Annotated in this window: 20 protein-coding genes; 7 read left to right on the top strand and 13 right to left on the bottom strand. The window is 61.1% G+C overall.

Going from position 1 to position 18558, the window contains the following annotated elements; translation table 11 throughout:
• Positions 1-30 precede the first annotated feature (30 nt).
• Entirely contained in the window at positions 31-1737 is a 1707-nt protein-coding gene (locus BLV09_RS36430) for a methyl-accepting chemotaxis protein (RefSeq protein WP_146690870.1), read from the bottom strand.
• Positions 1738-2190: 453 nt separating this feature from the next.
• Between BLV09_RS36430 and BLV09_RS36425 the strand changes: the two genes are divergently transcribed.
• Positions 2191-3180 (top strand): Bug family tripartite tricarboxylate transporter substrate binding protein, encoded by a 990-nt coding sequence (locus BLV09_RS36425; RefSeq protein WP_146690869.1) that lies wholly within the window; start codon positions 2191-2193, stop codon positions 3178-3180.
• A gap of 146 nt (positions 3181-3326) precedes the next feature.
• Here BLV09_RS36425 and BLV09_RS36420 read toward each other — a convergent pair whose 3' ends face one another.
• Both BLV09_RS36420 and BLV09_RS36415 read right to left on the bottom strand, forming a co-directional pair.
• Complete coding sequence (locus BLV09_RS36420) at positions 3327-3536, bottom strand: hypothetical protein (protein ID WP_100383018.1); 210 nt, start codon at positions 3534-3536, stop codon at positions 3327-3329.
• Between the two features lie 105 nt (positions 3537-3641).
• Positions 3642-3995 carry a phasin gene (locus tag BLV09_RS36415; protein ID WP_100383019.1) on the bottom strand — a complete coding sequence of 118 codons (354 nt, stop codon included), beginning with the start codon at positions 3993-3995 and terminating at the stop codon, positions 3642-3644.
• 225 nt (positions 3996-4220) lie between these two features.
• Here BLV09_RS36415 and BLV09_RS36410 point away from each other — a divergent pair, with 225 nt between their 5' ends.
• From BLV09_RS36410 to BLV09_RS36400, 3 genes are all read left to right on the top strand, one after another.
• Complete coding sequence (locus BLV09_RS36410) at positions 4221-4445, top strand: hypothetical protein (protein ID WP_146690868.1); 225 nt, start codon at positions 4221-4223, stop codon at positions 4443-4445.
• 125 nt (positions 4446-4570) lie between these two features.
• Positions 4571-5968, top strand: a complete 1398-nt coding sequence (locus BLV09_RS36405) for a TAXI family TRAP transporter solute-binding subunit (protein WP_146690867.1) — start codon at positions 4571-4573, stop codon at positions 5966-5968.
• A 69-nt stretch (positions 5969-6037) separates the two neighbouring features.
• Positions 6038-7756 (top strand): SulP family inorganic anion transporter, encoded by a 1719-nt coding sequence (locus BLV09_RS36400; RefSeq protein ID WP_146690866.1) that lies wholly within the window; start codon positions 6038-6040, stop codon positions 7754-7756.
• Between the two features lie 35 nt (positions 7757-7791).
• Here BLV09_RS36400 and BLV09_RS36395 read toward each other — a convergent pair whose 3' ends face one another.
• Positions 7792-8016, bottom strand: coding sequence for a hypothetical protein (locus tag BLV09_RS36395; protein ID WP_100383023.1), 225 nt, complete (start codon positions 8014-8016; stop codon positions 7792-7794).
• Between the two features lie 228 nt (positions 8017-8244).
• Between BLV09_RS36395 and BLV09_RS36390 the strand changes: the two genes are divergently transcribed.
• The gene (locus BLV09_RS36390) at positions 8245-8922 is read left to right on the top strand and encodes a hypothetical protein (protein WP_146690865.1); all 678 of its coding nucleotides are present in this window, start codon (positions 8245-8247) and stop codon (positions 8920-8922) included.
• Here the strand turns inward: BLV09_RS36390 and greA are convergent.
• The 3 genes from greA to BLV09_RS37645 all read right to left on the bottom strand — a co-directional run bounded on the left by greA (position 8911) and on the right by BLV09_RS37645 (position 9935).
• Positions 8911-9384 (bottom strand): transcription elongation factor GreA, encoded by a 474-nt coding sequence (gene greA / locus BLV09_RS36385; RefSeq protein ID WP_146690864.1) that lies wholly within the window; start codon positions 9382-9384, stop codon positions 8911-8913. The genes BLV09_RS36390 and greA overlap by 12 nt on opposite strands.
• A gap of 125 nt (positions 9385-9509) precedes the next feature.
• A complete protein-coding gene (locus BLV09_RS36380) occupies positions 9510-9725 on the bottom strand; it encodes a hypothetical protein (RefSeq protein WP_146690863.1) in 216 nt (71 codons plus the stop codon).
• Positions 9726-9773: 48 nt separating this feature from the next.
• Complete coding sequence (locus BLV09_RS37645) at positions 9774-9935, bottom strand: hypothetical protein (protein ID WP_167559025.1); 162 nt, start codon at positions 9933-9935, stop codon at positions 9774-9776.
• 422 nt (positions 9936-10357) lie between these two features.
• Here BLV09_RS37645 and BLV09_RS36375 point away from each other — a divergent pair, with 422 nt between their 5' ends.
• Positions 10358-10627 carry a hypothetical protein gene (locus BLV09_RS36375; protein WP_146690862.1) on the top strand — a complete coding sequence of 90 codons (270 nt, stop codon included), beginning with the start codon at positions 10358-10360 and terminating at the stop codon, positions 10625-10627.
• Between the two features lie 102 nt (positions 10628-10729).
• Here BLV09_RS36375 and BLV09_RS36370 read toward each other — a convergent pair whose 3' ends face one another.
• Together BLV09_RS36370 and BLV09_RS36365 are read right to left on the bottom strand one after the other, a co-directional pair.
• Positions 10730-10963 (bottom strand): hypothetical protein, encoded by a 234-nt coding sequence (locus BLV09_RS36370; protein ID WP_146690861.1) that lies wholly within the window; start codon positions 10961-10963, stop codon positions 10730-10732.
• A gap of 58 nt (positions 10964-11021) precedes the next feature.
• The gene (locus tag BLV09_RS36365; protein WP_146690860.1) at positions 11022-12581 is read right to left on the bottom strand and encodes a tetratricopeptide repeat protein; all 1560 of its coding nucleotides are present in this window, start codon (positions 12579-12581) and stop codon (positions 11022-11024) included.
• A 241-nt stretch (positions 12582-12822) separates the two neighbouring features.
• Between BLV09_RS36365 and BLV09_RS36360 the strand changes: the two genes are divergently transcribed.
• Complete coding sequence (locus BLV09_RS36360) at positions 12823-14487, top strand: tetratricopeptide repeat protein (RefSeq protein WP_146690859.1); 1665 nt, start codon at positions 12823-12825, stop codon at positions 14485-14487.
• 47 nt (positions 14488-14534) lie between these two features.
• On the opposite strand, the gene BLV09_RS36355 is transcribed toward BLV09_RS36360, so the two are convergent.
• The 4 genes from BLV09_RS36355 to BLV09_RS36340 form a co-directional block, all read right to left on the bottom strand.
• The gene (locus BLV09_RS36355) at positions 14535-14831 is read right to left on the bottom strand and encodes a hypothetical protein (RefSeq protein WP_146690858.1); all 297 of its coding nucleotides are present in this window, start codon (positions 14829-14831) and stop codon (positions 14535-14537) included.
• Positions 14832-15034: 203 nt separating this feature from the next.
• Positions 15035-15799 (bottom strand): SPFH domain-containing protein, encoded by a 765-nt coding sequence (locus BLV09_RS36350; RefSeq protein WP_146690857.1) that lies wholly within the window; start codon positions 15797-15799, stop codon positions 15035-15037.
• 113 nt (positions 15800-15912) lie between these two features.
• Complete coding sequence (locus BLV09_RS36345; RefSeq protein ID WP_146690856.1) at positions 15913-17163, bottom strand: CaiB/BaiF CoA transferase family protein; 1251 nt, start codon at positions 17161-17163, stop codon at positions 15913-15915.
• 141 nt (positions 17164-17304) lie between these two features.
• Positions 17305-18420 (bottom strand): Fic family protein, encoded by a 1116-nt coding sequence (locus BLV09_RS36340; protein ID WP_146690855.1) that lies wholly within the window; start codon positions 18418-18420, stop codon positions 17305-17307.
• Positions 18421-18558: the final 138 nt, after the last annotated feature.

Below are 18558 nucleotides of genomic sequence, written 5' to 3'. Positions count from 1 at the left end.
GCCGCGGCGGTGCTGCCGGCACTCACAAGCTCAGGCAGCGCGCACGGTATTCAAGAACTCGCCGACCTCATGCCTGAGACGGTTGCTGTCGCGGGAAAGCGACTGCGCCGCCGAGAGCACTTGCGAGGAGGCCGAACCGGTCTCACCGGCGCCCCGCTGCACGTCGGTGATGTTGGAGGAGACCTGCTGGGTGCCTTGCGCCGCCTGCTGCACGTTGCGGGAAATCTCCTGGGTCGCGGCGCCCTGCTCTTCCACCGCCGCGGCAATGGTCGAGGATATTTCCGACAGTTTTTCGATGGTGCCGCTGATTTCCTTGATCGCGCCGACCGATTCCTGGGTCGCGGCCTGGATGCCGGTAATCTGCTGGCCGATCTCGCCGGTGGCTTTCGCGGTCTGCTCAGCCAGTGCCTTCACCTCGGACGCCACGACCGCGAAGCCGCGGCCGGCTTCGCCGGCGCGTGCCGCCTCGATGGTGGCGTTCAGCGCCAGCAGATTGGTCTGTCCTGCGATGGTGTTGATCAGTTCGACCACATCGCCGATGCGAGAAGCGGCCTTCGACAACTCGCTGACGCGGTCATTGGTCCGGCGCGCCTGATCGACGGCCTCGCTGGCCATCCGTGCCGATGCCTGGACCTGCCGGCTGATCTCGTTGACGGACGATGCCATCTCTTCGGTCGCGGATGCCACCGACTGCACGTTGGTGGAGGCCTCTTCCGAAGCGGCCGCAACCGTCGTGGTGACTTCGTGGGCGCGTTCGGCGGTCGCGGTCAGTGCGCTCGCCGAAGCCTCGAGCTCGGTCGAAGCCGACGAGACGGTTTTGATGATCTCACCAACCGCCCCTTCAAAAGCGTCGGCGAGCTGGTGCATATCCGCCTTGCGCTGCTCGGCGCCGCGCTTTTCGGCAGCCTGCTGCTCTGCGCGCATCCGCTCAACCGCAAGCGCGTTGGTTTTGAAAACCTCGACCGTCCGCGCCATGTCGCCGAGTTCATCGCGACGTTCGACGCCGGGAATTTCGGCCTGAAGATCATTGCGCGCAAAGGCCTCCATGACAGCCTTGAGCAAATTGATCGGCTTAACAATTTCGAATTGACCGATCAGGCAACCGGCGAGCATGCCAAACAAGATGCCAACGGCGGCAACCAGCATCAGTTGGCGCGAGGTCTTCTGATATTCGTCCGAAGCGTGTCTGGCGAATGCATTGACCCGGTCGTCCAGTTGCTCGACCACCGTTCTCATATTGGCGCGCAGCTTAACGGCCGTGGTCTGACTGCTCATCGCCGACGCACGCAACCGTTCCACCTGCTCGGTCAGTTCGACACCTTTGGTTTCGTCGGCCAGCCGCAGCGTATTTTCGAGGCTCTTCTCGTAGGCCGCCATCGTGTCCCTGATCGAGGGCAACATCGCCCGGGTTTTCTCGTCGCGGGTCTGTCCAAAATCCTCGAATCGTTGCTTGAACAGTTTCAATTGCTCGTCGACGGTCTTGTGCACGGCCGCGCGGTTTTCCGGACGCGGATCGAGCGCGACCTGGAATTCGGCGCCGTTGAGGCTGATGACGCTGGTGCTGGCCCGCGCGGCTTCGAGCGCGCGTTTGGCCGCGGAATTCATCGTTTCCGCATCTTCGTTCATCGCGCTCATCGCACTGATGCCGAGCCAGCTGGTGCCGAGCGCGACCGCTCCGAGCAACAGGATGACGGCGAGCATTTTGGTAATGATCTTGACGCGCGCGAGCAACGACATGACGACCCTCTCAATTCATGAATAGCCGTCCAGCGAAGTCGGACCGCGAACGAACAAGAGGTTACCAGCGAGTTTCTTAGCCGAAGTTAACTTTCGGCCCGTAGAATTACGGTTAGCGTCTCATTTTCCTTTGCCAATTGGGCCGTGAAATTGGGCCGTGAAATTTACTCGCGCCGCGTCAGACGACGATAAGCCCTCGAAAAAACCAGGACACAGGCATCAACGATAACCATGGCGGCAGCACAAACTCGGCGCTGGATGCACGCGCTCTGATCACCCCACCCGGCGCGTTTCAGGTCATTCGATGCGCTTACTGCCTAATTCACCGGCGATCGCTTTATTCACGGGTTTTAAAGGCTGCGGCGCACGCGATTTTTTACCACGGCGGCGAGAACCTCGTGCGCTTCAGCGGGATCTCTGCAATATTTTCCCGATCAACCATCGGAGGCCGCGATGATCAGCAGGCGAGCTTTGTTTCAGTCGACGGCCGGCGCCGCGACCGCGTTGGTCGCTCCGGGATGGATGACATCGGCGAAAGCCGTCCCTTCCTATCCGGTGCAGCCGGTGCGATGGGTGGTGCCCTACACCGCAGGCGGCGCGACCGACGTGCTGTCCCGCCTGATCTGCCAATATCTGTCGGACCATCTGGGTCAGCCGTTCGTCGTCGAGAACAAGCCCGGCGCCGGCAGCAATATCGGCACCCAGTTCGTGATCAACTCACCGGCCGACGGCTATACGCTGCTGCTGACAAGCACCGCCAACGCCATCAACGCCTCGTTCGATCCGACCCTGACCTTTGACTTCGCAAAAGGCATCGTGCCGGTCGCCGGCGTCGCCCGCATCCCGCTGGTGCTGGTAGTCAGCAACGAGCTTCCGATCCATGACGTCGCAGAGTTCATCGCCTACGCCAAAGCCCATCCGGGCACGCTCAGCATCGCCTCATCCGGTGTCGGGACCTCGCTTCACCTTTCCGGCGAGCTGTTCAAGGCGATGGCCGGGATTCAATTCACCCATGTGCCCTATCGCGGATCGTCGCCCGGCCTGACCGACGTGATGTCCGGCCATATCCAGGGCATGTTCGACAACGTTACGTCCTCGTTCGAATTCGTGCGGACCGGAAAGCTGCGCGCGCTCGGCGTGACCACCAGGGAGCGCTCGGAGATCCTGCCGGACGTGCCGCCGATATCGGATACGCTGCCGGGATATGAAACCAGCTCATTCTACGGCGTCGGCGCCCCGCATAACACGCCGACCGAAATCGTCGATCTCCTGAACAAGGAAATCAATACGGCGCTCGCCGACCCCGCCATCAAGCAGCGGATCGCCGAGCTCGGCGCCATTCCCATTACCGGCGACGCCAAACAGTTCGCCGCCATGCTCGCGGTCGAAACTGACCGCTGGCGCAAGGTGGTGGAAATGTCAGGGCAAAAGAAAGAGCCTTGACCCCGGGGAATTGCCGGGGTGCTGCGCGGGCCTTGGAGCCCGCTCGGTTCTGATGAATCAGAACCGAGACTCTAACCTTTGATTTGACGCGTATTCTCCGCGCGAACCGGTGCCCACTTCGCCCGAAAACGCCATGAGAAGATCGTTCATCCCCGCGTGTCTAGCGATACCCCAAGCTGATGCGCCTTGACGGCGGTGGCGCCGACAGTTCGCTTCAATGCCTTGGAAATTTTGGAAACACCGACCTTTTTCTTGGCCAGCGATTTCAACTCGCGCACGTCTGCCGTCGTCCATGCGCGCCTGACGGACTTTTTCTTCACTGATTCTTTCTTCACTGATTTTTTCTTCTTGGCCATGTCGGCTCCTCTTCGTAAGAAGCGCGCTTGTATCACACCAAGAAGATAAGGCAATGAAACGAAAATTGCGTCGCGTTAATTTGCACGCGCGTCATAAACGCGGCATTAAGGCTTACGTTTCGTCGCATCCTTTGCGGCGGACATCACGTTGCCGGTGATCTGCCGCATATGTTCGCCGGCGTTGGTAAACTGGCTGCGCAAGAACTCCGATTGAATCTGCATGGCCTGCTGCAGATCGGTGGCGTGGACCAGCCTGCGCGCGTGTTCGAACGCAGCCTTCATATTCTGCTCCGTGAAGGTCAGCGCCTGTTTGGAGATTTCCGTTCCAGGGCTTGGCATCGTCGCCACCGATTTGTTCGCGGCATCGAAAAACATCCCGAACGCCCGTTCGGTCTGATCGATGGTCTTCTCGACCAGGTCGCGCAATTCGGCCGGGACCTCCAGCTTGGGTTCAGTCATTTCGTCTTCCTCCAGATCTAAATTTGGAATTAGCACATTTCGGCAACGGCGTCCCCGAAGTATTGTTTACTCCTCCGCGAAACGACACCAAGCTGCCTCGGTTCGCCCGCATGGGGCACCCGCCGCACAGGAACAATTCCCGGTTCCGTCCCTTGATCCAGGCCGTCCGTTCCTGTGTCGATCCTGGGCCGAGCCCGCCAGGGAGCGACATCCGGGAGGCCGCGAATGTCCGGAAAGTGGGCGGTTTTGCTATCGGTTCTGGCGGTAACGATAACGCTGCTAAATCTGGCGATCCTGGCCGGTCAAATCCCCGCAATGGCAGCCGCGCATTCCGCCAGCGCCGGTAAATTGTTCGATGACGATGATTTTAACGAAGGTCTTACCAAGATCACCCGAAAAAGCATCCGCGATTGGCGTACAGTAGGTAAAAGAAACGGCATTGACTGCTAAGGACAAGTGACAACAGGCCGGCTGACGACTATTACGGCTGCCCGGCCAAAAGCGCGGCCGTGGCCGGAACGACCGGGCGGATGGACCGCCGCGGAGCCCATCCACAGGATCGCCAAAAAAGATTCATGGCTTCACCTTACAAAACCCAGGAGCCGGACGGAGCGCGTCAGAAACGCCGGCGCATTTCGTTTTTCATCCTGTTTGCTGGCATCTTTGTTTTCATCGCGGCGGCCGGCGCGCTCTACTTCGCCTTGCGGCCGGAGGTGCTGCGTATTGCCGTCGGTCCCAGCGGCAGCGACGATCAAAAATTGATCCAGGCGCTGGCGCAGACCTTCGCCCGGCAGCAAAATCCGGTCCGGCTCACGGTGATTTCGACCGACAGCGCGACCGAGAGTCTGGCGCTATTGGGCGCCAATAAAGCCGACCTTGCGGTGGCGCGTGGCGACCTCGACATGCCGCCCGATGCCCAGTCGGTTGCAATCCTGCGCAAGAATATGGTCGTGCTCTGGGCGCCCTCCGGCCTGCCGGCCAAAGGCTCCAAAAAGACACCGGTGCCCAAGGTCAAGAGTCTCGAGGACCTGGCGGGACGCCGCCTCGGCGTGGTCGGAACAACGCAAGTCAATGTGACGCTGCTCCGTGTGATCCTGAGCGAATCCGGCATCGCTCCCGAAAAGGTCGCCGTGGTTCAGTTCGCCACCAATCAGCTCGGCGAAATGGCGCACGACATGAGCATCGACGCCTTCATGGCGGTCGGCCCGCTGGACAGCAAGATCACCTCCGAGGCGATCGCGGCAACGGCGCGCGATCGCGGCGAACCGAAATTTCTGCCGATCGACGTATCCGAGGCAATCGCGCAGAAACATCCGCTGTATGAATCCGAGGAGATTCCCGGCAGCACCTTTAGCTCGTCGCCTGCGCGGCCCGACGACAAGGTCGAGACCGTCAGCGTCAATCATCTCATCGTCGCGCGACGGGAACTGTCCGAGACGGCGGTGGGAGCGTTCACGCGGCAATTATTCGGTGTCCGGCAGGCGCTGGAGAAGGAATTGCCCGGGGCCGCCAACATCGCAACGCCGGATACCGACAAGGATGCCGCGCTGCCGGCGCATCGCGGGGCAGCGGCCTACATCGACGGCACCGAGCGTACCTTCCTCGAGAAATACAGCGACTACATCTGGGGTACGGTGCTGCTGTTGTCGGGTCTCGGTTCGGCCGGAGCCTGGTTCCGCTCTTATCTGAAGCGAGACGAAAAAGCCCAGAGCATCGCGTTGCGCGATCGGGTGCTGGCGCTGTCAGCACTGGCGCGCAACGGAAACTCCATCGAGGAGTTGCAAGGCATGCAGAGCGAGGTCGACGGCATCATCCGCGAAACCCTGAATGCGTTCGATGACGGTGCGATCGAGGAAGGCGACCTCGCGGCCTTCAATCTTGCGCTCGAACAATTTCACCGCGCGGTCGCAGACCGCTATGCGGCGCTGGGCAGCGTCAGCTCGGATCCGCCGCGGTTGCGCAGCCGGCAGTAATTGCCGGAGGACTTCCGGCCAGGTTCCCGCTAAAGTCGCTGACTCAGGTTTAGATGAGACAGCGCCTTCATGATCGAGACACCCCATTCCACGGCATCCAGTCACGTGGCCAGCAGCCACAGCTGGCCGGTGCTGCGGTCGCTCCGGGGATATCAGCCCTCGTTCTTGACCCATGATCTCGTCGCCGGATTCACCCTCGTCGCCATCGCGATCCCCGAGCAACTGGCGACGTCGCGGCTCGGCGGGTTTTCCCCGCAGATCGGATTTTTCGCGTTTCTGGCGGCCTCGCTTGCCTTTGCCTTGTTCGGAAGCAACCGCTTCCTGTCGAGCGGCGCGGACTCGACGATCACGCCGATCTTTGCCGGCGGGCTCGCTCTGCTCGCGACCTCCGGCTCGCCTGACTATGTCGCGCTTGCCGGCGCGCTCGCGCTCTTGGTCGGCGCTGTGCTTGTGGTCGGCGGCATCTTCCGTATGGGCTGGATCGCGGATCTGCTGTCGATCCCGGTGACCGTGGGCTTTCTCGCCGGCATCTCGGTCCACATTTTGATCTCGCAGATGCCCGGGATACTCGGGCTGCCGACGCCAGCCGGCCCGATGCTGCAACGGCTTGCAACGCTGGTCGAGCAGTTGCCGCAGGCTAATCTGTTTTCTCTCGGCATCGGTCTTGGCGTGCTGGCGCTGGTGACGCTATGTGAGCGGATCGATGTGCGCATTCCCGGCGCGCTGATCGGGCTGATCGCCGCAGCCGCCGCGACCGTGTTGATGGGACTGGAAAGCCGGGGCGTCGCGGTGCTCGGCGATATCCCGGTCGCGCTGCCGGAGTTGACGCTTCCGGACATCGCGATCACCCGATGGCTGCAACTGGTGCCGCTCGCGTTAATCATTGCCATCATCATCATGGTGCAGACCGCGGCGACGACTCGGTCGTTCGCCTCGGCTCCGAACCAGCCGCCGGATGTCGATCGAGATTTCATCGGCGTCGGCGCCGGCAGCGTCATTTCGGGTCTGATCGGCGGATTTCCTGTCAACGCCAGTCCGCCGCGCACCGCGATCGTGGCGGAGACCGGCGGCAAATCGCAGCTCGCGATTCTCGTTGCGGCTGCGATCATTCTGGGATTGCTCGCCTTCGGCGGTTCGCTGCTGCGTCACGTGCCGCAGGCGGCGCTCGGCGGTGTGTTGCTGTTCGTCGCCATGCGCATCATTCGCATCAGCCAGATCGTTTCGATTTACCGGCAATCGATCGGCGAATTATTCCTGGTGGTCGCGACCGCGGCGGCCATCATTGTGCTTCCCATCGAGCAAGGCGTTGCGATCGGGATCACGCTCTCGCTGCTGCACGGCATCTGGAGCAACACCCGCGCCCGCGTCACGCCCTATGAACGGGTGCCGGGCACCTCGATCTGGTGGCCCTCCCATCCCAAAATTCCCGGAAAGACCGAGGCCGACGTCGTGGTCGCCGGTTTCCAGGCGCCATTATCATTTCTCAATGCGTATCACTTTCGCAGCGACCTGATGGCGCTGGTGCAGGCCTCGCCGCAGCCGCCGCGCCTGATCGTTCTGGAGTCGACGGGCATCGTCGAAATCGACTTCACCGCCGCACAGATCCTGAGCGACACGATCAGCGCCTGCCACGCGGAAGGAATCAGTTTCGCGATCGCGCGGCTGGAGTCGGAACGGGCTCAGAAGGCCATCGAACGGTTCGGCATACTGCCGCTGCTCGCAAAGGGCCAGCTATTTCGCAGCGTGGAAGAAGCCATCAAGGCCTGCAGCGATGAGGCCAAGAGTTAAGAGAGGAGCTAAGAGAAGAGCTAAGATTCGTCGCTTTACGGATTTTCGTCAGATCGAAGCTGCAATTCGACCAGAGCCATCGTCTGCAACGTGCGCGGATCGCTCTCGCCCTCCTCTGCACTTCTCAGGATGCTCTCTGCAATGCTTTGCACGCGCTGCGAACTGACGGGATGCGGCAGCGTCGCGACCGCTTTCTCCAGCGCCTGCTGCATCACCTCGATCACATCAGGCGAAAATGACGCGTTCGGAAAATCCTTCATACGCGGATCCAACGTCGATTGGGGGGACATTGCCATGAAACCAAGCGGATGGCGCGACACATGTTCCCATCACGATTTCGCAATCGTCGCCTAAATTACGCGCAGCCGCTTCAGTCCTAGGGAACCTGAGGAGGTCCGCAACTCTGTTCATAAAATTCAAAAACCTCGCGCTGGAACGGTTTTTATTTTCTGCGGTTGCTTGTCCATTGATGAGCGGAGCAAGTGGTCATGGCTTTCAACACGACTTCTTATATGGCGGGCATTGGCTCCGTCGTTGTGGTGCTCTCGACGGGATTTGCCGGTGGCTACTTCCTGGCGAGCCCGACGCATAACGATTCGCCGAATCGATTGCAGCGCGTGGCCGCGGCGACGCCGGATTCGAAACCGGCCGCACAGGCGACAACAACGACTAAGCCCGAAGCGGTCACCGAAGCCACTCCTGCTGCTGCTGCGCCTCCCGTGACGCAACCACCCGCTCCCACCGCGCAAGCTGTGTCAACTGAGCCATCCGCGCAGCCGGCCGTAACGCCCGTCGAGGCCAAAGCCATTGAACCGGCACGCAACACGGCCGAACAGCGAACCGTCCAGGCAAATGCTGACAAATCGAGCCAAGCCAATGCGGATAAAGTGAATACCGAAAAGGCAAGCGCCGAGAAAGCAAACGCCGACAAGGTGCGCAGTGCTGAGGCAAGAGTCGCAGACAAGAAGCGAATGGAGATGAGGAAATTCGCCGAGCAGCAGCGCAAACAGCGAGAGCTTGAAGTCGCCACGATCGCGGTGCGGCGCATTATTCATGACCGCGATACGCCGGATCGGGATGCGCCTGTCATCGTCGAGACCGACCAGTACGAAGCACCTCCGCCCGCGACGCCTCGCTTCGGCCTGTTCGGACAATCAAACGATTGAGATGATTTCCGCATCATCGCTGCCGGCGCGCACGACGTCGCCGACGGCTTTTCCCAGCATCGCCCGGGCCAGCGGTGAGACGTATGAGATCGAGCCTTTGGCGGGATCCGCCTCGTCTTCGCCCACAATACGAAAGGTCTGCTCGCGACCATCGTTGCGGAGAATCGTCACGGTGGCGCCGAAGCGAACTTCGGTCCTGTCCTCCGAAGCGGGAACGACCTGCGCGCTGGCCCGCCTCGCGCTCCAGTACCGGAGTTCGCGAGCCGCGGCGGCGATTGACGACCGGTCGGGCCCGTCAGATGCAGCCTGCGCGCGGGTGTGAGTCGCCTTCGCCTGCGCCAAGGCCGCTTCAATCTGCGCCAGTCCCGCTTCCGTGACGAGGTTGGGATGTTCGGAGATCGGCCGATCAGGCAGCGCATCCGCGCTGCCCGCGTCATCTTCCCTGACGAATGCTCTGCTCATGTCGGTCCGCGCTCCCTCACTGAAGCTTCCTCCCTCACTGAGGCTTCAATGTGAGGAATAAAAATCGTCCTTGCCGAAAATCCGAGCAAGGGCTGGGGCTGGAATCTGAAACGCGCAGATAGCGCTTATGTTTTATGGCCGGGTGGATCGCCGCCTTTATCCTGGCGGCTAACGTGCTGGGCACGCTCCTTATCGCGCGGCTGATCCTCTCCCTTTTGATCGCGCACGATGCCCTGATCATGACCGCGCGCGGGCTTTGGCTCTGGCTTCGGCATACCCTTCTGGCCACCATGTTTGCCGCCCTGGTCTTGTGCGCCTTCCAGATCGTTTTCCTTGGGCATCGCGAACAGACCTTTGCTTGTGAGCCAACCGAAATATTTCCGCGGTCTTCAGTGCGTGTTGGTCCGGTGCCATTTTTCCAGATCAAGCTCGGAAGTCCCGCCTGGCTTCTGCTCTTTCTCGGGCGGTCCCTTCCACGGCTCGTCGGATTGTTTCGGTGATTTCCAGTCGGTGCGCTGGCGCGGATCGTCCTGCGGAGTTTCCTTGCTCATGGCCGGTTCTCCTTTTTCATACGGTCAATCCGCTCGCAGCTGCCGGGTTCCTCCGGCCAAGAGTTTCTCCAGCCAAGACAAAGCCACCTCGCCTGCGAATCTCGCGCAGGACGAGGTGCAGTTGCGGGAGGCCTCGGGAGAGGAACAAACGTCAGCTCAATAAGGATTGGACGGAGCGACGGTTCCTGAAGTCGGCGAATTAGTCGTGATGGAACCGGGTTTTGGAACCGCTCTCCTGGAACCGCCCCTCGGAACACGCTCTGGAAGGCGCCTCTGGAACCAGCCGGCTACCTTGCCTTTTATTTCGCGCAAGAAAACCAAACATTCCGCACAACAAGATCAAACATGCGTTCGGAACGCAATCCGGCGTCGCACGTTCTGAGTCGCGCGGTATCTATACAGTATCCAGGAGGATATCTTTCATGCGATCCAAACTAGCACTCTCGGTTCTCGTCGCGGCGTCATTGGTCGGCGCGACGACCATTGCTTCTGCGCAAACGCAGCCCGCGCCCGGCGCTTCGAGCGAAGGCAATGTCGGACCGGGCGCCACCAGCGGCAGCAAAATGAAATCATCAGGCAAGATGAAATCCGGCGCAACGACCGGCATGAGCAAGGGAATGACCAAGGATACAACGCGTAATCCATCCGGCCAGGGCAATGTCGGCACCGACACCAGCGGCAGCATGAAGTAACATACGCAAGGAGGGACGCTCGCTTCGAGGCGAGTGCCCTCACATGAGAAAAGGGCCCCGGATCATAGCCGGGGCCCGTTTCCTGTACGGCTCTTGAGCCGATCAATGGTGGTGATGGTGGCGATGATAATGGTGGTGCCATCCGCGATGTTCCATATGCGCATAACCATCTTGCCATCCCGTCCGGTAGGGATTTCCGGGTCCGAGATTCTGACAGTTGGCGTTCGGATAGTACTGGGCGCAACGACCGGGGTTGGTGATGACTTCCTGCGCTTTCACCGGCGTGACCAGCGCGGTCGTCGCGAGAGCAACTGCGCCCAACAATGCGAGTTTCATTTCATTCCTCCTCGGGAAACAGGACTGGACAAATGGGGTGGTGGAACAAATGTTCTCGTCATCGTGCGTTGCTGGCGTTCTTCGGATTAGACGCGCGCGCGGCTGAAGGCGCCGCAGCAGATTTTTGCATGATCATGGCGACCACAGCATCGATGATCCGGCTGATCGCGGCACACCGGTACGCCCAGCGCTCATCCGCATCCGGCGCCGCGATCACCATGGTGGCGTTGGCTTCGAACAGCAACAGGTCTCCGTTCGGAGCGAGCCCGAAATCGATCCCGGCATAATCGAGGCCGAGCGCATCACGTATCCCTTCCAGCGCCTTCATCGCCTTGTCGCCAAGGGCTGCCGCCATATCCCCGAGGAAAATCGCTTCCTCGGCGCGATGGTCCGGCTTGTCGGCCATGTCGGAGGTGAAATAGTGCACCTTCCACTTCCGTGATATCGCCAGATGCAACGGATAGATCTCGCCTCCGATCATCATCACGCGATATTTGCGCGCATTGCCGTCGCCGCCGCGGGCATCGAGATATTGGATGACGAGCAGATCGTCGCCCGGAAGGTTGGCGGCCGCCGCGGCTAGTTCAGAGGCCTGCTCCACCAGAATGAAGTTGCGTCCGGTGTGATACCCGGGCGAGCGCAGCAACAACGGGAAAGTGAATTTTCGCTGCGCCACGGCTGCTGCGCCATTAGGGCCGGCAAGCACGTCGCGCGCCATCGCGATGGTTCGCGGCGTCACCACGCCGGGCACGGCGCCGAGCCGCCGGGCATTGTCGATGCGGCCGGTTTTCATGACCGCACGGGGATCGTTGATGACCGGCGCCGCGGTCCGCGCGATCAAGCGGCGCGCGGCCTCAAGCGCAGGTTGGCAAAGGTCCGCATCGCCGATGGCGTTGAAAATCAGTTGATGCGGCGGCAACGCGACCTGCGGATCGAGATAGTCGGCAACGATCACCGACGTCAGGAAGGTGCAATCATCGAGGAATACGGCGGTCGGGATGTTGCCGCCGCCCGACGATACCAGCTGCAGCAACGCCACCGGCGGCTTGGTGCCGCGATAGGGCAGCGTCGATACCGCGTGGTTGCGAAAGCCCTTCTGGAAATGCCGCCGGGCCGCGGCACGGTCGCCGAGGTCGGAGAGCACGGCGCCCAATCCCTGGTGCGCTTCGGCGTGCTCCGGATTGATGCGCAGCACCGCTTCATAATGCTGGCGCGCTTCGGCATGCCGGTTGGCGCGAAGCAGGAGATTGGCGAGATTGACGCGCGCCATCGGATGATCAGGGTGGTGCAGGATCGCTTCGGCATAGACGCGGCAGGCGGCGTCGATCGCGCCCATATTGGTCAAGAGCGTCCCGAACTCGTTCAGCGCGCTGAAATTCTGCGGCGCCCGGCGCAGGATATCGATGAAGGCGAGCTGGGCCTCAGCACGCCGGTCCAGCGCGCCCAGGAGAACCGCGCGCTCGATCTCGACCGCGATGGCGTCACCGGCCACCGGCTGGCGGGCCAGCACGTCCTCAAGCTGCCGCAGCCGCGCTTCCTGCTGCAGCCGGGGCGCCCAGCCGTGCCTGGTGCCATCAGCGCCGGGCAAAGCTGCCGGGTCTTGTTTCAATTGGCTCACGATCTCAGCAGCATCAGGACGCGGATCACTTCGATCGCCGGACTATCGGCTGATTCGCAGCCGCCGCGTATCGGCAAATGGCAGGCGCGAGACGTTTCCCGATCAATATTGCCAAATGTTTCTGACTCGGGCGCTGGAAGCAAATCGCCTCGGTAACAATGCGGAGATCGCAGCAGTGGCAAGACTTTGTTTACCAACAATCTTCATGGTCCGGTTACCTTCATGAACGAGGCGTAAATCCATGACCGCACCCGCGCCGGCCGCCCGCGCCGCCGATACCGAGCAGGCCAGTCCCGCCGGGGCCAATTGGCTGCGTATCGGCGACGAGCATTACAGCGCAGGGCGCAACGACGACGCCATTGCCGCCTATCAATGCGGTCTCGCCGCCATCGCTGCGGCGCCTGCCGGCAGCGTACCGGTGGAAACCATCTCAGAGCTGCATTCCAGGCTCGGCAATGCCTGCATGGTGCGGGGCGATGTCGAAGCGGCCGCCGTGAACTACAGGGCCGCGCTGCGGCTCGTGCCTGAACTGACGTCGTGCTGGTGCAATCTCGGCAACATCCACGTCCAGACCGGAAGGCCGCAGGAAGCGATCGCCTTTTATCTTCAGGCGCTGAAGCTCAATCCCGCGCATTGGGCGTCACGCACCAACCTCGTTCAGGCGCTGATGGCGACCAAGCAATTTGTGATCGCCAAGGCGCTGCTGCAGGAGCTCGCCGGCGAACGGCCGCAGGATAGCGCGATACAGCATCAGCTCGGCAAAGCCTGCTTCGAGCTCGACGAAGTGCCATCGGCGATCGAATGTTTCGAGCGGGCCCTCGCGCTCAATCCTCGCGATGCCGATAGCCTCTATTGGATCGGCGGCATCAGGCAGAATCTCGGAGAGATCGAAGCCGCGCAAAAAGCGTATGCGCAGGCCGCCCAAATACAGCCGCTGATCAGGCGGCCGGCGATCAAGTCGCCGGCGGATTTTCGCGTGCTGGCGCTCTACGCGCCATTCGGCGGCAACACGCCGACCGAATATCTCTTCAAGCATGCCAATTACGAGACCGACACGCTGGCGCTGTTCGAGCAGAACAGCTACGACGCCGAAGTTTTCAAGCAGGGCGTGCACGTCGTCGTCAACCTGATCTCCGATGTCGACCAGGCGGTCGCGATGCTGCCGCTGGCCGCCGATCTGGCCGCCCGGCTCGGCAAGCCCATCATCAACGATCCCCGCAAGATCCAGCGGACCACCCGCGACGAGGTCGCGGAACGGCTAGCGGGAATCCCGGACTGCCGTATCCCGAAAATCCTGCGCCAGCAGGCCGGCACCGAACTTTCCGTCGAACAGTTGCAGGCTGCGTTTCCGTTAGCCTCCTCCATTCTGGCGCGGCCGGTCGGGACCCATGGCGGCGATGATTTTGAAAAGCTCGACCACGTCGCCGAGCTCGCAGCCTATCTGGCGCAGCCAGCCGAGACCGATCGCTATTTCATCGAATACGCCGACTATCGCTCGCCAGATGGCTATTTCCGGAAATATCGCTTCATCTTCGTCGACGATCAGGTGCTGCCCTATCATCTGGCGATCGGAAACGACTGGAAGGTGCATCACGTCAACACCGACATGGCCAATCAGAAATGGATGCAAAACGAAGAAGCGGCCTTCCTGAACGATCCCGGCCTCGTCTTCAATGCCGCGCATTTTCAGGCGCTGCGGGCCATTCAGCAACGCATCGGGCTTGAATATTTCGGCATCGATTGCGGGCTGGACACATCAGGAGATCTGCTCGTGTTCGAGGTCAATGCCTCGATGCTGGTCCACGACGACAACAAGCAGTTCCCTTACAAGGATCCGGCGGTCCGCCGCATCAAATCGGCGTTCGACGCGATGCTGGCAAAGTTCGCCGGCATCGGCGCCGCCTAGACCGTTCGCTACGCCGCCGAACGTTCCGCGAAAGCGGCTGACGCCGCTCAGGCTATTTTCACTTGATCCAGTTCCTGCACCTGCAGCATCGCCTTCAGCGTGCCTTCGCTCAGGCGTCCCGGGGGCTGATGCGGCTTTCTTTCGGCCCCTTCAATGGGAACGAAATCATCCGATGAAAGCAGGTGCCCCACGGACATCGGCTGGCCCGGCCCGATCGCTTCAAAGGTTTCTTCGGTTTCACCGGCGTCCTTGATCGAGCCGGCGGCGCGCATCTGGAGGCGGCTCTTCTTGGGTTCGATCTTCTTTGGCTTTACCTGCGGCGTATAGACGATCGGTTGCAGCATATGATGGTGTGACATGATCAATCCTCATTCTGATTGCCCCAACGCACACGCAACTCACCCCGGCCCTGGAAAAGCAAATCCCGAGCCAGAAAATTTCCGTTAGAAATCAATCGGCTTGACGCGCGGTGCGGCAGCACCACGGCAAGTTTTGCCGGGAACGGGGAATGATCGGCGCGGTTGCTTTGATGGCCTGCTTCGACGGCCTATTTCGGCACCGAGTCCTTCGACAGCATCGCGATCGCTTCCTGCACGGTGGTCATGAACTGGGCGGGGAAGATGATGGTGGAATTCTTCTCCACCGAGATTTCGGCCATGGTCTGCAAGGTGCGGAGCTGCAGCGCGACCGGATGCTGCGTGATGATGTCGGCGGCCTCGCCGAGCTTGACCGCGGCCTGGAATTCGCCTTCGGCGGCGACGATCTTGGCGCGGCGCTCGCGCTCGGCCTCGGCTTCCTTGGCCATTGCGCGCTGCATATTGTCAGGCAGCATGATGTCCTTGATCTCGACCGCCGTGACTTGCGTGCCCCAGGGCTCGGTGTGCTGGTCGATGACGTTCTTGATCTGGTCGTTGATGCTTGCGGTATCCGACAGCAACTGATCGAGGCTGAACCGTCCGACCACATTGCGCACCGTGGTCTGGCTGATCTGGTTGATCGCGTTGTAGACGTTCTCGATCGCGATCACAGCTTTTTCCGGATCGGTCAGGTGATAATAGGCCACTGCGGCAATATCGATCGAGACGTTGTCCTTGGTGATGATCTTCTGTGACGGGATCTGCATGGTGACGGTGCGCAGCGACACCCGCGTCATCTGCTGGAACGGAACGAAGATCAGCGTCAATCCCGGCCCGCGCACGCCTTCGAACTTGCCGAGGAAGAACACCACGCCGCGTTCATATTGCTTCAACACCCGAAGCGATGCGAAGGCATAGACGATGGCCGCCAGGATAATAATCGAGATCAAGCCCATGATACCCTCATCTTTCACGCCTTCATCGATGGCGTCGTCATTCGTGCATCAATCCGGCAACACACCCCTCATGGAAAATGTAAGAGGCCGCACGCCTGCCGCGATGGCAGGCGTCACACCGCTCCGAACACCCCCGCCTTGGTCAGTTCTGCGATACGGCTGTCATCATAGCCGAGTGTTTTGCGCAGCACGTCCTTTGTATGCTGGCCGAGTAACGGCGCTGCGACAGGATCGACGATCGGGGTCAGACCGAGGCTGAGCGGCGATTCAATGTTGGGGACCGCGCCCGCGGTCGGATGCGGAATCTGGCTCAGCCGATGCCGCTCGCGCACTTCCGGCGCGTTGAATCCTTCCTCGACGGTGCGCAGATAGCCGCAGGGTATGTTGGCCTGCTTCATCTTCGCCATCCAGTGCTCGAGCCTGTCGCCCGCAAAAACCTGCGCGATCGCGGCGCGCAATTTCTCTTTGTTGGCGGTGCGGGCTTTCCGCGACGCGAATTCCGGATCGGTCATCAGGTCCGGCCGTTCCAGCACCTCGGTGACCAGGCGGCGATACAGCCGGTCGTTGGCGCAGGCGATATAGAACGGCCCGTCGGAGGCCTCATAGACGCCGACGCTGGGCGAGCCGTTCGGCGAGTTGCCGAAGCGGCCCGGATTCTCACCATTGATCAGATAGGCCATGCCGAAAAATCCGGTCATGGAGACCGCGATGTCGATCAATGCGACCTCGACTTGCTGGCCACGACCCAGCTTGTCGCGGGCGATCAGCGCCATCAGGATCGCGTTGCACGCCGACATGCCCGTCGCCATGTCGACGATCGGCGAGCCGGTACGCACCGGCTGCCCATCCGGAAAACCGTTCAGCGACATGAAGCCGCTTTCGGCCTGCGTGATCGGATCGAAGCCCGGACGCAGCGCCCACGGCCCCTTGCGGCCATAGGCGGAGATCGAGCAATAGACGAGGCGGGGATTGTCCGGCGCCACCGAGTCATAGTCGAGGCCGAACTTCTTCATCACGCCGCCGGAGAAATTCTCCACCACCACATCGGCCCTGTTGATGAGCTCGCGCGCGACCTTGCGCGCCTCGGGCTTGGTGAGATCGAGCGCGATGCCGCGCTTGTTGCGGTTGAGGCTGAGATAGGCCGCGCTCTCGCCGCCGATTTCCGCATGTTCATAGTGGCGCGAATCATCGCCGCCATCGGGGTTTTCGATCTTGATCACTTCGGCGCCGAAATCGGCCAGCGTTTGCGTGCAGGCGGGACCGGCGACGACGCGGGTGAAATCCACCACCAGCAGGCCGTCGAGAGCGGTCGGCGCGCCCTTCTCGCGTGGCGTTCGCTCCGGCAATTGCGGTCTGGCAGTCATGATCTCCCGTCCTTTTCTTCTGATTTCTTCCGACTTCGTTTGGCTGATACTTGGTTCGGCTGATATCGGCGGGTTAGCGCCGTGCGAGGCGACATTACGGTCTATTTCCCGATGTCCACAAGTACCGCTTCTGCGCCGGTGTTATTCCCTGAGATCCTCAGCCAGCGAATAGCTCGTGCTGCGGCCGCCGCCTTCATTCTTCCGGAGCAGCCCGCTCCCGACGAGACCGGCGATATCGCGCAACGCCGTATCCGGCGAGCATTTCTCGATGGTCGCCCATTTCGAAGAGGTAAGCTTGCCATCGAAGCCATCCAGCAAACGATTGAGAATGTCGCGCTGGCGCGCATTGAGCGGCGCGGCCGAATGCTTCCTCCAGAATTCCGCCTTCCTGAAAACGATCGCGAGCGTCTGCTCCGCGCCGTCGAAAGCGCGATCGAGACATCCGAGAAACCATTCGATCCATGGCGTGACGTCGAGGTCGCGCTTCTGCGTGGATTCAAGCATGTCGTAATAGGCTTTTCGCTCAAGCCGGATCTGCGCTGACATGCTGTAGAAGCGTTGCGGGCTGTTTTCCGATCGGGCGAGCAACATATCGGCGATCGCACGCGCGATGCGTCCATTGCCGTCGTCGAACGGATGGATGGTCACAAACCACAGATGCGCCAGCGCCGCTTTCAAGACTGGATCGATGTCGTCCTTGCGGTTGAACCAATCGAGGAAGGCTTTCATTTCTCCCTCCAGCTTCGTTGCCGGGGGCGCTTCATAGTGAACCCGCTCGCGCCCTTCAGCGCCGGAGACGACCTGCATCGGACCCGATTGATCATCGCGCCAGGCGCCCACCGCGATCTTGCGCATGCCGCTGCGTCCGGTCGGAAACAGCGACGCATGCCAAGCAAGCAGTCGCTCTGCGGTGAGCGGATCGTTGAATTTCTGGGTAGCGTCCAGCATCATCTCGACCACGCCCTCGACATGGCGGTCGGCGGGAGGCAGGCCTGCGGCTTCCATCCCGAGGCGGCGCGCGATTGAGGATCGGACTTCATCCTTGTCCAGGATGTCGCCTTCGATCTCGCTGGACTTGAGCACATCATCGGTGAGCGTTTGGAGGACGGCCTCCTCGCGCAATGCAAACCCGAGCGCCTGCATGCGTCCAATCAACCGCCCCTGGCGGTGACGCACGGCGGAGAGTTGCCGGGAAAGGCCGTGCTGATCCCAGGTGAATTCGGGCCAGGCCGATAATTGGTGGATGTAATCGGGCATCTATTCTCCGCACTTTCTGCGGATAATATGGCCGCTATTCGCCGCAAAAGCAACGATAATCACCGCACCTTATGCGGAGATTAAGCCATCTATTCACCGAATCCACGAATATACAAATATAAACAGGTACTTACCGAT

This window comes from Bradyrhizobium canariense (genome assembly GCF_900105125.1).
GTDB classification, from domain to species: Bacteria; Pseudomonadota; Alphaproteobacteria; order Rhizobiales; family Xanthobacteraceae; genus Bradyrhizobium; species Bradyrhizobium canariense_A.
Note: the sequence above shows the minus strand (reverse complement) of the source record. Positions and strands in the feature narration are given on the sequence as shown.

What these genes read in the sequence shown, in the direction of transcription:
- BLV09_RS36405 (WP_146690867.1), top strand. Translation starts at nt 4,571, where the DNA reads ATGGCTTCACCTTACAAAACCCAGGAGCCGGACGGAGCGCGTCAGAAA.
- BLV09_RS36350 (WP_146690857.1), bottom strand. Translation starts at nt 15,799, where the DNA reads ATGGGCTTGATCTCGATTATTATCCTGGCGGCCATCGTCTATGCCTTC.
- BLV09_RS36360 (WP_146690859.1), top strand. Translation starts at nt 12,823, where the DNA reads ATGACCGCACCCGCGCCGGCCGCCCGCGCCGCCGATACCGAGCAGGCC.
- BLV09_RS37645 (WP_167559025.1), bottom strand. Translation starts at nt 9,935, where the DNA reads ATGAGCAAGGAAACTCCGCAGGACGATCCGCGCCAGCGCACCGACTGG.
- BLV09_RS36425 (WP_146690869.1), top strand. Translation starts at nt 2,191, where the DNA reads ATGATCAGCAGGCGAGCTTTGTTTCAGTCGACGGCCGGCGCCGCGACC.
- BLV09_RS36355 (WP_146690858.1), bottom strand. Translation starts at nt 14,831, where the DNA reads ATGCTGCAACCGATCGTCTATACGCCGCAGGTAAAGCCAAAGAAGATC.
- BLV09_RS36420 (WP_100383018.1), bottom strand. Translation starts at nt 3,536, where the DNA reads ATGGCCAAGAAGAAAAAATCAGTGAAGAAAGAATCAGTGAAGAAAAAG.
- BLV09_RS36400 (WP_146690866.1), top strand. Translation starts at nt 6,038, where the DNA reads ATGATCGAGACACCCCATTCCACGGCATCCAGTCACGTGGCCAGCAGC.
- BLV09_RS36430 (WP_146690870.1), bottom strand. Translation starts at nt 1,737, where the DNA reads ATGTCGTTGCTCGCGCGCGTCAAGATCATTACCAAAATGCTCGCCGTC.
- BLV09_RS36340 (WP_146690855.1), bottom strand. Translation starts at nt 18,420, where the DNA reads ATGCCCGATTACATCCACCAATTATCGGCCTGGCCCGAATTCACCTGG.
- BLV09_RS36345 (WP_146690856.1), bottom strand. Translation starts at nt 17,163, where the DNA reads ATGACTGCCAGACCGCAATTGCCGGAGCGAACGCCACGCGAGAAGGGC.
- BLV09_RS36415 (WP_100383019.1), bottom strand. Translation starts at nt 3,995, where the DNA reads ATGACTGAACCCAAGCTGGAGGTCCCGGCCGAATTGCGCGACCTGGTC.
- greA (WP_146690864.1), bottom strand. Translation starts at nt 9,384, where the DNA reads ATGAGCAGAGCATTCGTCAGGGAAGATGACGCGGGCAGCGCGGATGCG.
- BLV09_RS36390 (WP_146690865.1), top strand. Translation starts at nt 8,245, where the DNA reads ATGGCTTTCAACACGACTTCTTATATGGCGGGCATTGGCTCCGTCGTT.
- BLV09_RS36410 (WP_146690868.1), top strand. Translation starts at nt 4,221, where the DNA reads ATGTCCGGAAAGTGGGCGGTTTTGCTATCGGTTCTGGCGGTAACGATA.
- BLV09_RS36395 (WP_100383023.1), bottom strand. Translation starts at nt 8,016, where the DNA reads ATGAAGGATTTTCCGAACGCGTCATTTTCGCCTGATGTGATCGAGGTG.
- BLV09_RS36375 (WP_146690862.1), top strand. Translation starts at nt 10,358, where the DNA reads ATGCGATCCAAACTAGCACTCTCGGTTCTCGTCGCGGCGTCATTGGTC.
- BLV09_RS36380 (WP_146690863.1), bottom strand. Translation starts at nt 9,725, where the DNA reads ATGCCCAAGGAAAACGATCTGGAAGGCGCACAAGACCAGGGCGGCAAA.
- BLV09_RS36370 (WP_146690861.1), bottom strand. Translation starts at nt 10,963, where the DNA reads ATGAAACTCGCATTGTTGGGCGCAGTTGCTCTCGCGACGACCGCGCTG.